The following is a 15950-nucleotide window of genomic DNA, read 5'->3' as shown; positions in this document are numbered from 1 at the left end:
ATTTTCCCGGCGGCGGGCAGCAAGAGTAAGGACGACACATGATTGAGCAATTCTTCCGACCCGAGCAACTGGGTCAGGCTTTGGAACTCAAGGCCCGCTTTGGTAACGACGCCGTTTACATGGGGGGCGGCAGCAAGCTCAACGCAGCCCCGACCCGCACCGACAAGAAGGTCGCCATCTCGCTGGACAAGCTCGGACTTGGCCAGATTGAGCAGCAGCACGGTCAACTCCACATCGGCGCCACCGTCACCCTGCAAGCCCTCAAAGACGACCCCCGTACCCCGGCCGCCCTGTGCGAGGCGCTGGGGTTTGTCTACTCCCGCCATCTGCGCAATCAGGCCACCCTCGGCGGCGAAATTGCCTGCCAGCAGCAGGACTCACCCTTGCTGCCGGTACTGCTGGTACTCGAAGCCGTGGTGGTGCTGGAGAACAACCTGCTGCAACCCATCGACGCCTATCTGGCGGGCCAGCGCAATGCCCTGGTGCTCGGAGTTGTGCTGCCGGAGCCTGAATTGCGCTGCGCCACTCGCCGCATCAGCCGCAACGCCGATGGCTTGGCGGTGATGACCGCCGCCGTGGCCCTCGACAGCATTGGCGAGATGCGGGTGGCCGTCGCTGGCGTTACCCCGCAGCCGATGCGTTTGCGTGATCTGGAGCGCCGCGATCTGCACGATGCCGCGCTGGAAGCCGCCGTGAGCGAGCTGATTGCGCCCCGTGAGGATCTGGCGGGCAGCGTGAGTTACAAGCGGTATATCACCGGTGTGGTAGTGGCGGATCTGCTGGTGGACTGCCAGCAGCAGGAGGTGCAAGCATGATGGAACTCAACTTTACCCTGAACGGTGCCCTGCGCACCGTCATCTGCAAGGCCGGTGACAATGCCCAGCGGGTGCTGTTCAACCAGTGCCGGATGCACTCGGTGCGCAACAGCGACGACGGCTTCGGCTTCGCCGGCTCCGACGCCATTCTCTTCAACGGCAAGGTGATCAACGCCTCCCTTCTGATCGCCGCCCAGCTGGATGGATCAGAAGTGCGCACCGCCGAGTCGCTGGGCAGCTGGAACCAGCTCAGTCTGGTGCAGCAGGCAATGGTGGATGTGGGCGTGGTGCAGTCCGGCTACAACGATCCGGCCGCCGCGCTCATCGTCACCGACCTGCTTGATCGCCACCCCGAGCCCACCCGTGATCAAATCGACGATGCCCTCTCGGGCCTGTTTCACCGCGATGGCGGTTATCAGCAGTTCTATCAGGCCATCGAACTTGCCTGCTCACGGATGAAGGATCCCGATTACCTGTGCCAGATCGCCCCGGAGTTTCGCGACGATCTGCGCCATATCGGCAAGAGCTGCCCAAAAGTGGACGCCGCCAAGATGGTGCAGGCCAAGCCCTGCTATGTGGAGGATCGGGTTACTGAAGATGCACTGATCATCAAGATGCTGCGCAGTCCCCATCCCCATGCGGTGATCACCAAACTCGATGTGAGCCGCGCCGAGGCGCTGCCGGGCGTTGTGCATGTCATCACCCACCTCAACTGCCCGGATGTGTTTTACACCCCGGGTGGTCAGAGTGCCCCTGAGCCGTCACCGCTCGATCGCCGCATGTTCAGCCGCAAGGTGCGCCATGTCGGTGATCGTGTTGCCGCTGTGGTGGCCGAGAGCGAAGCCATCGCATTGGCAGCGCTGAAACTCATCGAGGTTGAGTATCAGGTGCTGCCTGCGGTCATGACCATCGATGAGGCGATGGCTCCCAACGCACCCCTGGTTCACGACGAGCCCATCGTCTACATGGCCGGTGCGCCTGCGGATCTCGAGCAGCAGAACGCCTGCTCGGTGCGCCGCGGCGATGAGCACATGATCATCAACTTCCCCATCGGCTCCCGCCCCCACGAGAACCTGGCCGCCAGCGTCCATGGCCAGATCGGCGATGTGGCCAAGGGCTTTGCCGAGGCGGACGAGATTGTCGAGCGCACCTACGAATCGACCCAGGCCCAGCAGTGCCCGACCGAGCCGCACATCTGCTTCACCTATATGGATGGGGAGCGTCTGGTCATTCACGCCTCTACTCAGGTGCCGTGGCACGTGCGCCGTCAGGTGGCGCGTATCGTCGGCCTCAAGCAACATCAGGTGCACGTGATCAAGGAGCGGGTAGGTGGCGGTTTTGGCTCCAAGCAGGACATCCTGCTGGAAGAGGTGTGCGCCTGGGCGACCAAGGTCACCGGCCGTCCGGTCACCTTCCGCTACACCCGTGAAGAGGAGTTCATCAGCAACACCTCTCGCCACGTGGCCAAGGTGAAGGTGAAAGTGGGGGCCAAAAAAGATGGCACCATCACCGCCATCGATATGGATTTTCGCGCCAACACCGGCCCTTACGGCAACCACTCTCTGACGGTACCGAGCAACGGCCCGGCGCTCTCTTTGCCGCTCTATCCGTGCGACAACGTGCGCTTTACCGTCAACACCTACTACAGCAACATCTGCCCGACCGGGGCCTATCAGGGCTACGGCGCGCCCAAGGGCAACTTCGCCTTGACCATGGCGATTGCCGAACTGGCCGAGAAACTGGGGATCGATCAGCTCGACATGGTGGAGCACAACCGGGTGCATGAAGGGGATATCCTCAAGGTGCTGGGGGCCATCGGCGAGGGCAAGATGCCGACTTCTGTGCCCCACGCGGCCAGTTGCGCCCTCGAGCCCATCCTCAAACAGGGTCGCGAACTGATTGCCTGGGATAGCCCCAAACCCGCTGACGGGGATTGGCGCATCGGTCGTGGCGTCGCCATCATCATGCAAAAATCGGGGATCCCGGATATCGATCAGGCCAACTGCATGGTCAAGCTGGAATCGGACGGCACCTTTATCGTCCACTCCGGTGGCGCCGATATCGGTACCGGCCTCGATACCGTGGTCGCCAAGCTGACCGCCGAGGTGCTCGGTTGCCCGCTCAGCGATGTGCATGTGATCTCTGGCGACACCGACCACGCCCTGTTCGACAAGGGGGCTTACGCTTCGTCAGGCACCTGCTTCTCCGGCAATGCGGCCAAGATGGCGGCCGAGAACCTCAAGGCGAAGATCCTGTTCCACGGCGCCGCCATGCTGGGCGAGCCGGTGGAGGATGTGGAGCTGGTTCATCCGGGTATAGTGCGCGGCAAGCAGGGGGAGGTGACCCTTGCCAAGCTGGCCCACAAGGCGGAGACCGGTACCGGCTTCGGTATTCTGGTGGGCACTGCCAGCTACATCACCTCGGAGCTTGCCTTCCCGTATGGTGCCAACTTCGCCGAGGTGGCGGTCAACGTCAGAACCGGCGAGATCCGCCTCGACAAGTTCTACGCCCTGCTCGACTGCGGTACTCCCATCAACCCGGAGCTGGCGCTTGGCCAGATCTACGGGGCGACCATGCGGGCCATCGGCCACACCATGACCGAAGAGATCTGCTACGACAGCAAGGGCATCCCGCTGACCCGGGATCTGAAGAGCTATGGCGCGCCCAAGATTGGCGATATTCCGCGCGATTTTCGGGCCTTCCTGGTACCGAGTGACGACAAGGTTGGCCCCTACGGCGCCAAGTCCATCTCGGAGATCGGGGTGAACGGCGCGGCGCCCGCCATTGCCACCGCCATTCATGACGCCTGCGGTGTCTGGCTGCGTAAGTGGCACTTCACGCCGGAGCAGATCCTGCGCGAACTGGGCAAGCTGGAGCAAAAAGTGTCGGCATAACAAAAGAAAAGGTGAGGGGCGGGTGAACGCTCGCCCCCAGCGCCTGACGGCGGAATGAGTACTCCGCCTACATTCTGTGTGATGGGACAAACACGATGTCTAAAACAACACGCAAGCACTCGGATCTCATTTACGAGCTGGAAGACAAACCCCCGTTTTATCAAACCCTGATGGGCGCAGTGACCCATCTGCTGGCCATTTTTGTTCCTATGGTAACCCCGGCGCTGATCGTCGGCGGCGCCCTGGGTCTCTCCACCGAGATCACCGCCTATCTGGTCTCCATGGCGATGATCGCCTCCGGTATCGGCACCTGGCTGCAGGTGAACCGTTATGGCCCCATCGGGTCTGGGCTGCTCTCCATCCAGTCGGTCAACTTCTCCTTCGTCACCGTGATGATCGCGCTCGGCGGCGCCATGAAAAAAGATGGCATCCATGAGGAGCTGATCGTCTCGACCCTGCTCGGGGTCTCCTTTGTCGGTGCCTTTCTGGTGATGGGCTCCTCCTTTGTGCTGCCCTACCTCAAGCGGGTGATCACCCCGACCGTGAGCGGGGTAGTGGTGCTGATGATTGGCCTGAGCCTTATCAAGGTGGGGATCATCGACTTTGGCGGCGGCTTCTCCGCCATGAGCAGCGGCACCTTCGGCAAATACGAGAACATCGGGCTGGGGCTCTTGGTGCTCTGCGTCATCATCGCCTTCAACTGCAGCCGAAGCCCGCTGCTGCGGATGAGCGGCATTGCCATCGGCCTGATGGTGGGTTATGCGGTGGCCCTGATGCTCGGTATGGTGGATTTCTCCGCCCTTGAGAACCTGCCGCTTATTACGGTGCCTATCCCGTTCAAGTACGGTTTCTCCTTCGATTTTCACGCCTTTATGTTGGCGGGCACCATCTATCTGTTGAGCGTGCTGGAGGCGGTGGGTGACATCACCGCCACCGCCATGGTCTCCCACCGGGATATTCAGGGGCCTGAATTTCAAAAACGGCTCTCCGGCGGCGTGCTGGCTGATGGTCTGGTCTCGGTCATTGCCTCGGCACTCGGCTCTTTGCCGCTCACCACCTTTGCCCAGAACAACGGCGTCATCCAGATGACCGGGGTGGCCTCACGCCATGTGGGCAAGTTTATCGCCGTCATCCTGGTGCTGCTGGGGCTTTTCCCCGTAGTAGGGCGCTTCTTTACCACCATACCGTCACCTGTGATGGGGGGCGCCATGGTCATCATGTTCTCGATGATCGCCATCGCCGGTGGTCGCATCATCATCAGCCACGGTTTCGATCGGCGGGAGACCCTGATTGTCGCCACCTCGCTGGGTCTTGGGCTCGGTGTTTCCTATGACCCGAACGTCTTCAAGGTGCTGCCTGCGGGTATCTACATGCTGGTGGAGAATCCCATCTGCGCCGGCGGCATAACCGCCATCATCATGAATCTGGTGCTGCCGCAAAGCCGCAAACGCAAGGCGGCCGTCAGGGATGCAGAGGCGGTTGAAGTGATCCAGCTGAGCGACAAGCCGGATGTGAGCTTTACCGCCCGCAGTGTGGGCCAGCCATCGGCCAGCAAGGGGGAGGGTTCACCAGAGCCAGTGCCCGGGCAGGCGGTGGCGCCACAAGTGGAACGGATCTGACGGTTAAACCGGCAAAAAACGTCAACAGAACAAGAAAAACAGGGAAACGGTTATGAAAAACGACAACTCTGTCAAAGCGGTACGCGGCAGCTTCTTCGATATCACCCGGGTGGTGGATCAGCCCGAGGAGATTGAGTCCAACGCCCGCCTTATCGAGGATGGTCTGCTGATCATTCGCAACGGTTGCATCGACTGGTTCGGTGAGTGGGAGGAGGGCAAGGATCGCATTCCGACCGAAGTGCGGGTGCGGGATTACCGCGGCAAGATGATAGTGCCGGGCTTTGTCGATACCCACATTCACTATCCCCAGAGCGAGATGGTAGGGGCCTATGGCGAGCAACTGCTGGAGTGGCTCAACCGCCACACCTTCCCGGCCGAGCGGCGCTACAACGATCTCGAATATGCCCGCGAGATGTCCACCTTCTTTATCAAGCAGTTGCTGCGTAACGGCACTACCACGGCGCTGGTGTTCGGCACAGTGCACCCCGAGTCGGTAGACGCCCTGTTCGAGGCGGCCAGCCGTATCAATATGCGGATGATCGCCGGCAAGGTAATGATGGATCGCAATGCGCCCGATTATCTGCTCGATACCGCCGAGAGCAGCTATGTGCAGAGCAAGCAGCTTATTGAGCGCTGGCACGGCAATGGTCGCCTGCTCTATGCCATCACACCACGATTTGCACCCACCTCGACACCCGAGCAGCTGGCGATGGCGCGGCGACTGCGCGAAGAGTATCCCACCACCTATCTGCACACCCATCTGTGCGAGAACAAGGATGAGATCGCCTGGGTCAAATCTCTTTTCCCGGCGCACAAGGGTTATCTCGATGTCTATCACCAGCATGGCCTGACCGGCCACAACTGCGTGTTTGCCCACTGCGTCCATCTGGAAGAGCAGGAGTGGGATTGCCTGAAGGAGACCGGCTCCACCATCGCCTTCTGCCCCACATCGAATCTTTATCTGGGCAGCGGTCTCTTCAAGCTGCACAAGGCGTGGCGCAAGCAGGTGAAGGTGGGGATGGGCACCGACATCGGCGCCGGCACCACCTTCAACATGCTGCAGACCCTCAACGAGGCCTACAAGGTGATGCAACTGCAGGGCGAGCGGCTATCGGCCTATCAGGCCTTCTATCTGGCCACCCTGGGCGGCGCCCATTCGCTGGGGCTGGACGAGAAGATCGGCAGCTTTGCGGTGGGCAAGGAGGCGGACTTCGTGGTGCTCGACCCGGTCGCCACCCCGTTGCAGCAGCTGCGTTATGACAACTCCACCACCCTGCGGGACAAGCTCTTTGTGCTGTTGACCCTGGGGGATGACAGATCCATCTACCGCACCTATGTGGATGGCCAACTGGTGCATGAACGGGGGTAGGGGCTGGAGTGGGCTGCCGCGGCGCAGCCCCAACGAATACGGCGGCTGGCGTGCCCCACGGGACGCCAGTCTTGCCGCACCACAGGGGATCTCCCCGCATAGAACGTGAAATGGCCCGGTTTTTTTGACCAGCAAGGCAAACGTTTGAGTCAAGGCTGCCTGCCCTGGTCTGTCTGTCGCATCCTCTGCCAGCATCGCCTGTTTCTCATCAGACTGGCGCGAGGCAGACCCGCAGATCCTGTCGCCATTTCGTCATGGAACATTCAGGCGCGTGTGAAGGAGTTGGGTATGACCCAAGCAAACAGCAGGACAAACAGCGTGGAACAGCTGGCCAATGATGACGCCAGCCAGAGCGCACCAAAGCAACAGCCGCTCACGGCTCTTGATCGCTACTTTATGATCAGCGAGCGGGGCAGCAACGTCAGACAGGAGGTGCTGGCGGGCCTCACCACCTTCCTTGCCATGGTCTACTCGGTGATCGTGGTGCCGAGCATGCTCGGCAAGGCGGGCTTTCCTCCCGGCGCCGTGTTTGTCGCCACCTGCCTGGTGGCGGGGTTCGGTTCGCTCTTGATGGGGCTCTGGGCCAAGTTGCCGATGGCCATCGGCTGCGCTATTTCCCTCACGGCGTTTACCGCCTTCAGTCTGGTGCTGGGGCAGCAGATCCCCATTCCGGTGGCGCTGGGGGCCGTATTCCTGATGGGGGTGCTGTTTACCGCCATCTCGGTGACCGGGGTGCGTAGCTGGATCCTCGACAACCTGCCCATGGGGATTGCCCACGGTACCGGCATCGGTATCGGTCTCTTCCTGCTGCTTATTGCCGCCAACGGGGTGGGGCTGGTGATCAAGAACCCGCTGGAGGGGCTGCCGGTGGCGCTGGGGGCTTTTACCTCCATGCCGGTCATCATGTCCCTGATCGGCCTTGCGGTGATCTTCGGGCTGGAGAAGCTGCGAGTACCGGGGGGGATCTTGCTGGTGATTATCGCCATCTCAATCTTCGGCCTGATTTTCGATCCGGCGGTGAAGTATCAGGGATTGTTCGCCCTGCCGAGCCTCTCGGACGATCAGGGCAAGTCCCTCATCTTCAGTCTGGATATCATGGGGGCCCTCTCGCCGCTGGTGTTGCCCAGCGTGCTGGCGCTGGTGATGACGGCGGTATTCGATGCCACCGGTACCATCCGCGCCGTGGCGGGGCAGGCCAACCTGCTTGATAAGGATGGTCACATCATCAACAGCGGCAAGGCGCTCAGTGCCGACTCGGTCAGCAGCATCTTCTCCAGTCTGGTGGGGGCGGCCCCCGCTGCCGTCTATATCGAATCGGCGGCGGGCACGGCGGCGGGAGGCAAAACCGGCCTGACCGCGACCGTGGTCGGCGGCCTGTTCCTGCTGATGCTGTTCCTCTCGCCGCTCTCCTATCTTGTGCCCGCCTATGCCACTGCACCGGCCCTGATGTATGTGGGGCTCTTGATGCTGAGCAACGTCACCAAGCTCGATTTCGATGACTTTGTCGGGGCCATGTCCGGGTTGGTGTGCGCCGTCTTTATCGTGCTCACCTGCAACATCGTGACCGGCATCATGCTTGGCTTCAGCTCGCTGGTGATCGGCCGCATCTGCTCGAAGGAGTGGCACAAGCTCAACGTCGGCACCGTGGTCATCGCCCTGGCGCTGGTGCTCTTTTATGCTGGAGGGTGGGCTATTTAGGGATAACCCGCCCGTTTGGGGTCGCTCTGGCGGCCCCATTTTTATGTCTGCTATTTTATCCCTGTGTTGATCAGCCTGCCTTGGCTGGCTATCACGCCTCGGCCGTCTCCGCAGTTGGGGGATTCATCGCGATACCATTTTGATAAATCCCTCTACCAGATTGATAGGCTTCCACCCTTGCTCTCCTCGCTTTGCCGTTTTTTTCACCGCCGACGGGCCCCGTTTGCTCAGGGGCTGCCCTTGGCTTGTCGCTGCGAGCCAACAAAAGCAGGCTAGATGGGATCCCCTTCACACTTCTCCCCATTCTCCTGACGATGGCGGGAAACAGGCGCATATCTTGCTGTTTTTTATGCCGGTTCCAGATTTTTCCATTCGAAAAAGGACTTGCATATGTCCATAGGATTACCGCTCAAGCGGGTGGATGCCGAGGCCAAGGTGACCGGCAGCGCTCGCTATACCGATGACAACATCATGCTCGGGATGCGCCACGCCAAGTACGTGCGAAGCAATATTGCCCACGGCAAGGTGCTTGCCATCGATGCGACCGAAGCGCTGGCCCTGCACGGGGTCGAAGCCGTGTTTACCCATGAAGATGTCCCCACCACCTGTTTTCGCACCGCCGGTCACGCCTGGTCTCTCGATGAGGCGAAACGGGATGTGAAAGACCGCCGTCTGCTCACCGACCATGTACGCCACTTTGGCGATGGGGTCGCCATAGTCGTGGCGCGCGATCCGCTGGTTGCCGAAAAAGCGGCCGCGCTGGTCAAGGTGACTTACGAGCCGCTGCCAGTGATGACGGATGCCGAAAGTGCCCTTGCCGACGGAGCCTATCCCATCCACCCGAGCGGCAATCTGCTGCGCCAAAGCCAGCTTCGCGCCAATGACCCGGAGCAGGCCATTGCCTCCGCTGACCTGCAATTTCAGGCGCACTACCGGACGCCTGTGGTGCAGCACTGCCATCTGGAGACGGTGACCTGCTACGCCTATATGGATCAACCGGACCACATCATCGTCGTCAGCAGTACCCAGATCCCCCAGATTGTGCGCAGCCGGGTGGCCAAATCCCTCGGCCTGCCCTGGTCTAGCGTGCGAGTGATCAAACCCTATATGGGCGGCGGCTTTGGCAACAAGCAGGATGTGCTGGAAGAGCCGATGGCAGCGTTTTTGAGCTACAAACTCGGCGGTGTGCCGGTCAAGGTGACCTTGAGCCGGGAGGAGTGCTTTTTTGCCTCCCGCACCCGCCACGGCTTTGCCATCGATGGCAAGATGGGCCTCAACCGCGATGGCATCCTCAAGGGCTATCAGCTCGACGTGCTCTCCAACACCGGCGGCTATGCCTCTCACGGCCACTCCATCGCCAGCGCCGGGGGCAACAAGATCAGCTACCTCTATCCGCGCAGCGCCTTCGGTTATGACGCCAAGACCTTCTACAGCAACCTGCCCACCGCTGGTGCCATGCGCGGTTACGGCGCGCCCCAGGTGATTTTTGCCCTCGAGTGCATGCTGGATGATGCCTGCGCCGAACTGGGGCTGGATCCGCTCGATGTGCGGATCGCCAACGTGGCGCGGGAAGGGGATGTCAATCAGGTCAACCAGAAGACCATCTACAGCGCTGGTCTGCCCGACTGCCTGCTGCGTGGCCGCGAGATGTTCGAGTGGGATCGACTCAAGGCCGAGTGTCTGGGGCAGGATCCTCACCTTAGGGTGCGGCGCGGCATCGGGGTTGCGTGCTTTAGCTACGGCTCCAACACCTATCCGGTGGGGGTGGAGATCGCCGGTGCCCGCATGCTGCTCAATCAGGATGGCACCGTCAATCTGCAGATCGGCGCCACCGAGATAGGGCAGGGGTCGGACACTGTCTTTGCCCAGATGGCGGCCCAGACATTGGGCATTCCGTTTGAGCAGATCCGGGTCATCTCGACTCAGGATACCGACATCACCGCCTATGATCCTGGCTCGTTCGCCTCGCGTCAGAGCTATGTGGCGGCCCCCGCCATCCATCAGGCGGCGCTGCAGTTGCGGGCCCGCATTTTGTCGCTGGCGGCCCAGCTCTGTCATCAGGATGTAGGATCCCTCACCCTGATCGACGGCTACGTGGTGCTGGCTGGCGCACCGGACAAGGTACTGATCAGCGTCGCCGAAGTGTCGGTCAACGCCTACTACCACCTCACTATCGGCGGTCAGATCACCTCCGAGGTCTCCCACAAGACCACCACCAACCCGCCTAGCTTTGGCTGCACCTTTGTCGATCTCAGCGTCGATATCGATCTCTGCAAGGTGACTATCAATCGCATCATTAACCTGCACGATGCGGGCAAGATCCTTAACCCGCAACTGGCGGAGGGACAGGTGCATGGCGGCATGGGGATGGGGATCGGCTGGTCGCTGTTCGAGGAGATGATCATCGATGCCAAGAGCGGCGTGGTGCGCAATCCCAACCTGCTCGACTACAAGTTCCCCACCATGCTGGATTTGCCGGAGCTTGAATGCGACTTCGTGCAGACCTATGAGCCCCAGTCGGTCTATGGCCACAAATCACTGGGGGAACCGCCCATCATCTCGCCGGGCCCCGCCATCCGTAACGCCATTCGAATGGCGACCGGGGTGGCCATCAACGAGTTGCCCATCACCCCCAAAACCCTGTTCCGGGAGTTTGTCGCGGCGGGTTTGATTGGCGAGGGATCAGGGGAGGAGCAACACCATGTTTGATATTGCCCGTTACTACAAGGCGCACAGCGTGGCCGAGGCCGTCGCCCTGCGCCAGGCCGACCCCGAGGCGCGCCTCTTGGCCGGTGGTACCGATGTGATGATCCAGCTTCATCACCTCAACGCCGTCTATCGCCATATCGTCGATATTCACGACTTGCCCGAACTCAAAGGGGTGAGCGAGTTGCCGGACGGATCGATCCGTATCGGCTCCGGCACCACCTTTACCGAGCTGATTGAAAACGAACTGGTGCAGCGCCGCCTGCCAATGTTGGCCGAGGCGGCCGCTACCATCGCCGGCCCGCAGATCCGCAACGTCGCCACCTATGGCGGCAATATCTGCAACGGCGCTACCAGTGCTGACTCGGCAGCGCCGACTGTCGCGCTGGAAGCAGAGCTTGAAATTGCGGGGCCCGATGGCACACGCCGCATCCCCATCGCCGGTTTTCATACCGGCCCCGGCAAGGTGGCGCTGCAACCGGCGGAGATCCTGGTGGCGTTTCACTTTGCCCCGGACGCGCACCCCCAGGTGGGCTCCCACTACTTCAAATACGCCATGCGCGATGCCATGGATATCGCCACCATCGGCTGCGCCGCCTACTGCCAGATTGAGGATGGTCACTTCAAGCGTCTACGGCTGGCCTACGGGGTGGCGGCCCCGACCCCGATCCGAACGCCGCATGCGGAGGCTGCAGCTGAAGGGCAGCCCCTGACTCGCGCCACACTGGCAGCGATTGCCGAGGCGGTGGTGGCCGATGTGGCGCCGCGTTCCTCCTGGCGGGCTGAAAAGGAATTTCGCCTGCACCTTATCAAAACCCTGGCGCAGCGGGTGGTCGCCTGCGCAGTCGAACGTGCCGGAGGGAAGATCCTATGATGCAACCGCAAAGCTGTCCTGCCGTGGAGATCCAGTGCGAGATCAACGGCAAGCCTTACTCCTATGCAGTGCCGCCCACCATGTCGCTGCTCCACTTCCTGCGCGGGCAGGGGCTGATCAGTGTGAAAGAGGGGTGCAGTGTCGGTGAGTGCGGCGCCTGTACCGTGCGGGTGGATGGCACTGCCATCGACAGCTGCCTCTATCTGGCGGTCTGGGCCGATGGCAAATCTATTCGCACCGTGGAGGGGGAGCGCAAAGGCAATGATCTCTCCGACGTGCAGCAGGCCTTTATCGACGAGGGGGCGGTGCAGTGCGGTTTTTGTACCCCGGGCCTCGTGATGGCGAGCGCCGCCCTGCTCGACAAGACCGAACGTCGTCCGCTGACCGATGCGGAGATCCGCCGCGGGCTGTCGGGGAATCTGTGCCGCTGCACCGGGTATCAGAACGTGGTGCGGGCGGTGAAGAAGTGCTGCAAGGGGTGATAGTTCGGGGGCCGTGAGTGGTACGTGCCGTTGTTTAAGAAAGGAAACAAGCCGCCCAAAACACAGGCCCGCCTCGAAAGAGGCGGGCCTGCTGCTGAGTGGGGCCAGGAGACCTCACACTTTTGGCTGTTCGATCACCAATTTGCCATCTTTGACCGGAATGGTGGCACCGGGGGCTTGCTTCATGCGGATCACCCCCTCCTGACCTGCGAGGCGATAGGTCACGTCATAACCTATGGTGTTGACGCTCGTATCCTGCACGGTTTTGCAGCGCTGTTCGGTGGTGGTGTAGGTATCCCCCGCCTGCATATTGCCCTGCACCTGATTGCCGGCATAACCTCCCGCGACCGCCCCGGCGGCGGTAGCCACCTTCTTGCCGCTGCCGCCGCCAAACTGGTGGCCGACCACGCCACCCAGCGCCGCGCCCACCACGGTGCCGAGGATCTTGTGCTCATCCTGTACCGGCTTGCGGTGAGTCACGGTGACGTTGCGACACTCCTGGCGGGGAGTCTTGATGGTCTCGGTGATCGGCTTGCTGGCGATCACCTCGGCAAAGGTGGGCTGGGGTGTAAAGAGGGAGCCGCTGGCCGCCGCCGAGAGCGCCAGGGCCGAGGCGATGCCAATACCGATACCTGCCATCATGGATCTGTTCATCTTGTTGTTCTCCTGCATACCCATACGGGCTGTTCCAATCTGGCGCCATCTTGTCATAACCGGTTGGCCGGACAAGGCGAGGGGGATGGGCCTGCGACAGGCGCTGGCAAGGTCAAAAAATAGCCACCACAAAAAAGTGTCTGACTTTGGCGACAACGAACTAAAAGTGACCAGTTTCCGGCGCATGGCGGGCTTTGCTTGTGTGATAAGGAGCAATTCGAGTCGCAATTTGCAAGGCGGGCGGTGAGCAGAATGCCAGAGTGGCAAAGTGCTGACGGGGACAGGTCAAGGGAGGCCTTGAGCAAGGGCTCTGTTCGTTGAGATGGCCACGCAAGTAATTGATAAATGGCTCCAGCCCCATCGGATGTTGGCCGATAAGAGATCACGGCAAGCATTTTGCTTTGATTGGGTGAAGCAAAGGGTGAACGGGTCGGCAGACAACTGCGTAAGACCTGAAATGAAGATGTTCACCCGAGATCACCGGATCAACGAGGGGGAGATATGTCAATGTTACCCAGCTGGATCACCCCGGCCATCCAGGCCAACATCATTACGGTGCAGCAGGCCGAACGTCTGCTCTCATCCCTCTACCGGCCCCTGGCCGAGCAGGGAGAGGAGCTTCCTGCCGATATCGCCGACATCAGCCTCAAGCTCTACTGCTTCCGCCAGCAGGGGCGGGTGCGTCACTAAGACTGACAAAAGAACACCCCGCGCCAGGCTCGGGGTGTTGTCACTCATGTATCACAGGCCCATCAGGCCAACATCACTTGCACCACCAGCATCAGGGCGCCAAATCCCAGCACAAAACCCACCATGGGCAGCACGAACTTGACCCACTTGTTGAACTGGATGCCGAGCATCTGCAGAGTGACCAGCACCAGTCCGGTGGGGGCCAGAAACAACATGGCGTATTGCCCCCAGTTGTAGGCCGACACCACGATATAGCGGGGGATCATCACGGTATCTGCCAGCGGCGCCATGATGGGCATGGAGAGCACTGCGAGCCCCGAGGAGGAGGGCACCACCAGCCCCAGCAGGGTGAACACCAGCATCTGCGCCACCGCGAACACGGCGCCGTGCATGCCGGAGACCAGATCGGAGGCGTAGGCCAGAATGGTGTCCGAGATCATCCCCTGATCCAGCACCAGATTGACTCCCCGTGCCAGCCCGATGATGAGCGAAACGGCCACCAGCTCCGACGCCCCCTGAGTAAAGGCCTCGACAGCCTCTTTCTCTTTGAGACCCGAGATAAAAATGATGATGATGGCGATGGTCAGGAAGGAGGCCGCCATCTGCGGGAACCACCAACCGGCCATGGAGACGCCCCACACCATCAGCGGGAAGGCGAGGATAAACAGGGTCAGAATGATCTTGCGGCGCAGGGTGAAGGGCACCCCTTCGTCCATAGAGCCCTCTTTGAGAAAACGGGCGCGAAAACTCTCTCTGTCCTCATAGGTGTAGGAGAAGGCAGGGTTGGCCTTGATCTTCTTGCAGTACCAGTAGAGATAACCGATCACCACCAGGGTGCCCACCAGACAGCCAATGGCGCGAAAGATCAGCCCCTCGGTAAAGGGAATGCCGGCGGCATTGGAGGCGATCACCACTGAGAAGGGATTGATGGTGGAGAAGGTGGTTCCCATGGAGGCGGCGAGGAAGATGGCCCCTACGCAGACGATGGAGTCATAGCCGAGCGCCAGAAAGATGGGTACCAGTATGGGGTAGAAGGCGACCGCCTCTTCCTCCAGTCCGCAGGTGGTGCCTCCCAGCGCCATTACGAAGCAGACCAGCGCCACAAACAGGAACTCGTTGCCCCGGGTCTTTCGCGACAACGCCACTAGCCCTGCACTGAAGGCACCTGTCTTGTTGATGACGCCGATCAGCCCCCCGAGCACCAGAATAAAGACGATGATATCCGCCCCCTCTATGGTGCCCTTGACCATGCTGACTGCCACGTCACCGAGCCCCTTGGGCGCTTGCTCCAGCCGTGCATAGGTGCCGGGAATGGCGATGGGCTTGCGGATGGTGCCGTTGGTAAATTGCTCTACCGCGATATTGATATTGAGTTTTGCCAGGGCATCCTGGGTTGCGGGAAGTCGGCTAATTTCCCCCTGTGGGCTATTGACCATCAGGCTTTCACTGGCCGGATTATAAGAAAGCTTGGCATAGGCACCCGCCGGAATTATCCAGGTCAGCGCAATGGCCAGCAACATAATAAGAAACAGAATGGTAAATGCAGTAGGGAATTGTCTGCGTGGTGTTGTATTCGGCACGGCACACATAAAATGCTCCTTGATAAAGCAGGTTTGGGCTCGGCGGAATATCGGGTCGATAGGGTTTCTACGTCATACATCCAAGGTACGCAAACTCACTGTGGATTGCGTAGTGATTGGCGAGAAATCTGGCCTGATATTGAACATCCGGTAGATTGTTTCACGTTGTAACCGTAACCCGTGTGTGGCTGAATGAACATGGTGCCATGCTCGCTTTATGGGATGGCTCACAAAATTTATTTTCCATGGATTTAACAGCTGATATGAAATAAAAGTTATTATGCAATAACTATTTCAGCTTTCGTTTTATGCGGTTTACCTTAAATAAAGGTCATGAAAATAGTGCGTGCCGAGATGAATGAAATGACATATAAAGCAGTTTTGACGGAATAATATTCCATTATCGCCATTTTTCGTTATTCGCCAAAAACAGCCTGTGAAAAAAATGGCACGCTTTCCAGTAACGAAATATTTTTTGCAACGAAAACAGGGGGCCCTGTTGGTAGGCGGCAGCTCCTGTCTAAGACGTTTTGCTAATACCTGCCGCCGCAGGCTCGCTGTTAGGCTGT

11 protein-coding genes are annotated in these 15950 nt (G+C 60.3%); 9 read left to right on the top strand and 2 right to left on the bottom strand.

Annotated features, from left to right (window positions below):
* The first annotated feature begins 38 nt into the window (after positions 1-38).
* The 8 genes from ygfM (at position 39) to xdhC (ending at position 12457) form a co-directional block, all read left to right on the top strand.
* Positions 39-815 carry a molybdopterin-dependent oxidoreductase FAD-binding subunit gene (gene ygfM / locus VF684_RS07575; protein ID WP_201912771.1) on the top strand — a complete coding sequence of 259 codons (777 nt, stop codon included), beginning with the start codon at positions 39-41 and terminating at the stop codon, positions 813-815.
* Positions 812-3709 (top strand): molybdopterin-dependent oxidoreductase Mo/Fe-S-binding subunit, encoded by a 2898-nt coding sequence (locus VF684_RS07570; RefSeq protein WP_201912778.1) that lies wholly within the window; start codon positions 812-814, stop codon positions 3707-3709. Before ygfM ends, VF684_RS07570 begins: the two co-directional genes overlap by 4 nt.
* A 95-nt stretch (positions 3710-3804) precedes the next feature.
* Positions 3805-5328: a nucleobase:cation symporter-2 family protein gene (locus tag VF684_RS07565; RefSeq protein WP_139440830.1), complete on the top strand. Its 1524-nt coding sequence runs from the start codon at positions 3805-3807 to the stop codon at positions 5326-5328.
* A gap of 52 nt (positions 5329-5380) precedes the next feature.
* Entirely contained in the window at positions 5381-6697 is a 1317-nt protein-coding gene (gene guaD, locus VF684_RS07560; RefSeq protein WP_139440829.1) for a guanine deaminase, read from the top strand.
* Positions 6698-7093: 396 nt separating this feature from the next.
* Positions 7094-8395, top strand: a complete 1302-nt coding sequence (locus VF684_RS07555; protein ID WP_180343373.1) for an NCS2 family permease — start codon at positions 7094-7096, stop codon at positions 8393-8395.
* Between the two features lie 390 nt (positions 8396-8785).
* Positions 8786-11104 carry a xanthine dehydrogenase molybdenum-binding subunit XdhA gene (gene xdhA, locus VF684_RS07550; protein ID WP_376898397.1) on the top strand — a complete coding sequence of 773 codons (2319 nt, stop codon included), beginning with the start codon at positions 8786-8788 and terminating at the stop codon, positions 11102-11104.
* On the top strand, positions 11097-11975 hold the full coding sequence (gene xdhB / locus VF684_RS07545) for a xanthine dehydrogenase FAD-binding subunit XdhB (RefSeq protein WP_376898395.1): 879 nt from the start codon (positions 11097-11099) through the stop codon (positions 11973-11975). Before xdhA ends, xdhB begins: the two co-directional genes overlap by 8 nt.
* Positions 11972-12457 (top strand): xanthine dehydrogenase iron sulfur-binding subunit XdhC, encoded by a 486-nt coding sequence (gene xdhC, locus VF684_RS07540; RefSeq protein WP_376898393.1) that lies wholly within the window; start codon positions 11972-11974, stop codon positions 12455-12457. Before xdhB ends, xdhC begins: the two co-directional genes overlap by 4 nt.
* A 114-nt stretch (positions 12458-12571) precedes the next feature.
* Here xdhC and VF684_RS07535 read toward each other — a convergent pair whose 3' ends face one another.
* Positions 12572-13111 carry a glycine zipper 2TM domain-containing protein gene (locus tag VF684_RS07535; protein WP_043820378.1) on the bottom strand — a complete coding sequence of 180 codons (540 nt, stop codon included), beginning with the start codon at positions 13109-13111 and terminating at the stop codon, positions 12572-12574.
* Between the two features lie 501 nt (positions 13112-13612).
* Here VF684_RS07535 and VF684_RS07530 point away from each other — a divergent pair.
* Positions 13613-13801, top strand: coding sequence for a hypothetical protein (locus VF684_RS07530; protein ID WP_005345660.1), 189 nt, complete (start codon positions 13613-13615; stop codon positions 13799-13801).
* A gap of 62 nt (positions 13802-13863) precedes the next feature.
* On the opposite strand, the gene VF684_RS07525 is transcribed toward VF684_RS07530, so the two are convergent.
* Positions 13864-15390 carry a YfcC family protein gene (locus VF684_RS07525; protein WP_376898391.1) on the bottom strand — a complete coding sequence of 509 codons (1527 nt, stop codon included), beginning with the start codon at positions 15388-15390 and terminating at the stop codon, positions 13864-13866.
* Positions 15391-15950 lie beyond the last annotated feature (560 nt).

It is taken from the genome of Aeromonas sp. Lyrl_2 (assembly GCF_051948815.1).
GTDB lineage: Bacteria > Pseudomonadota > Gammaproteobacteria > Enterobacterales > Aeromonadaceae > Aeromonas > Aeromonas veronii.
Note: the sequence above shows the minus strand (reverse complement) of the source record. Positions and strands in the feature narration are given on the sequence as shown.

What these genes read in the sequence shown, in the direction of transcription:
- ygfM (WP_201912771.1), top strand. Translation starts at nt 39, where the DNA reads ATGATTGAGCAATTCTTCCGACCCGAGCAACTGGGTCAGGCTTTGGAA.
- VF684_RS07570 (WP_201912778.1), top strand. Translation starts at nt 812, where the DNA reads ATGATGGAACTCAACTTTACCCTGAACGGTGCCCTGCGCACCGTCATC.
- VF684_RS07565 (WP_139440830.1), top strand. Translation starts at nt 3,805, where the DNA reads ATGTCTAAAACAACACGCAAGCACTCGGATCTCATTTACGAGCTGGAA.
- guaD (WP_139440829.1), top strand. Translation starts at nt 5,381, where the DNA reads ATGAAAAACGACAACTCTGTCAAAGCGGTACGCGGCAGCTTCTTCGAT.
- VF684_RS07555 (WP_180343373.1), top strand. Translation starts at nt 7,094, where the DNA reads ATGATCAGCGAGCGGGGCAGCAACGTCAGACAGGAGGTGCTGGCGGGC.
- xdhA (WP_376898397.1), top strand. Translation starts at nt 8,786, where the DNA reads ATGTCCATAGGATTACCGCTCAAGCGGGTGGATGCCGAGGCCAAGGTG.
- xdhB (WP_376898395.1), top strand. Translation starts at nt 11,097, where the DNA reads ATGTTTGATATTGCCCGTTACTACAAGGCGCACAGCGTGGCCGAGGCC.
- xdhC (WP_376898393.1), top strand. Translation starts at nt 11,972, where the DNA reads ATGATGCAACCGCAAAGCTGTCCTGCCGTGGAGATCCAGTGCGAGATC.
- VF684_RS07535 (WP_043820378.1), bottom strand. Translation starts at nt 13,111, where the DNA reads ATGAACAGATCCATGATGGCAGGTATCGGTATTGGCATCGCCTCGGCC.
- VF684_RS07530 (WP_005345660.1), top strand. Translation starts at nt 13,613, where the DNA reads ATGTCAATGTTACCCAGCTGGATCACCCCGGCCATCCAGGCCAACATC.
- VF684_RS07525 (WP_376898391.1), bottom strand. Translation starts at nt 15,390, where the DNA reads ATGTGTGCCGTGCCGAATACAACACCACGCAGACAATTCCCTACTGCA.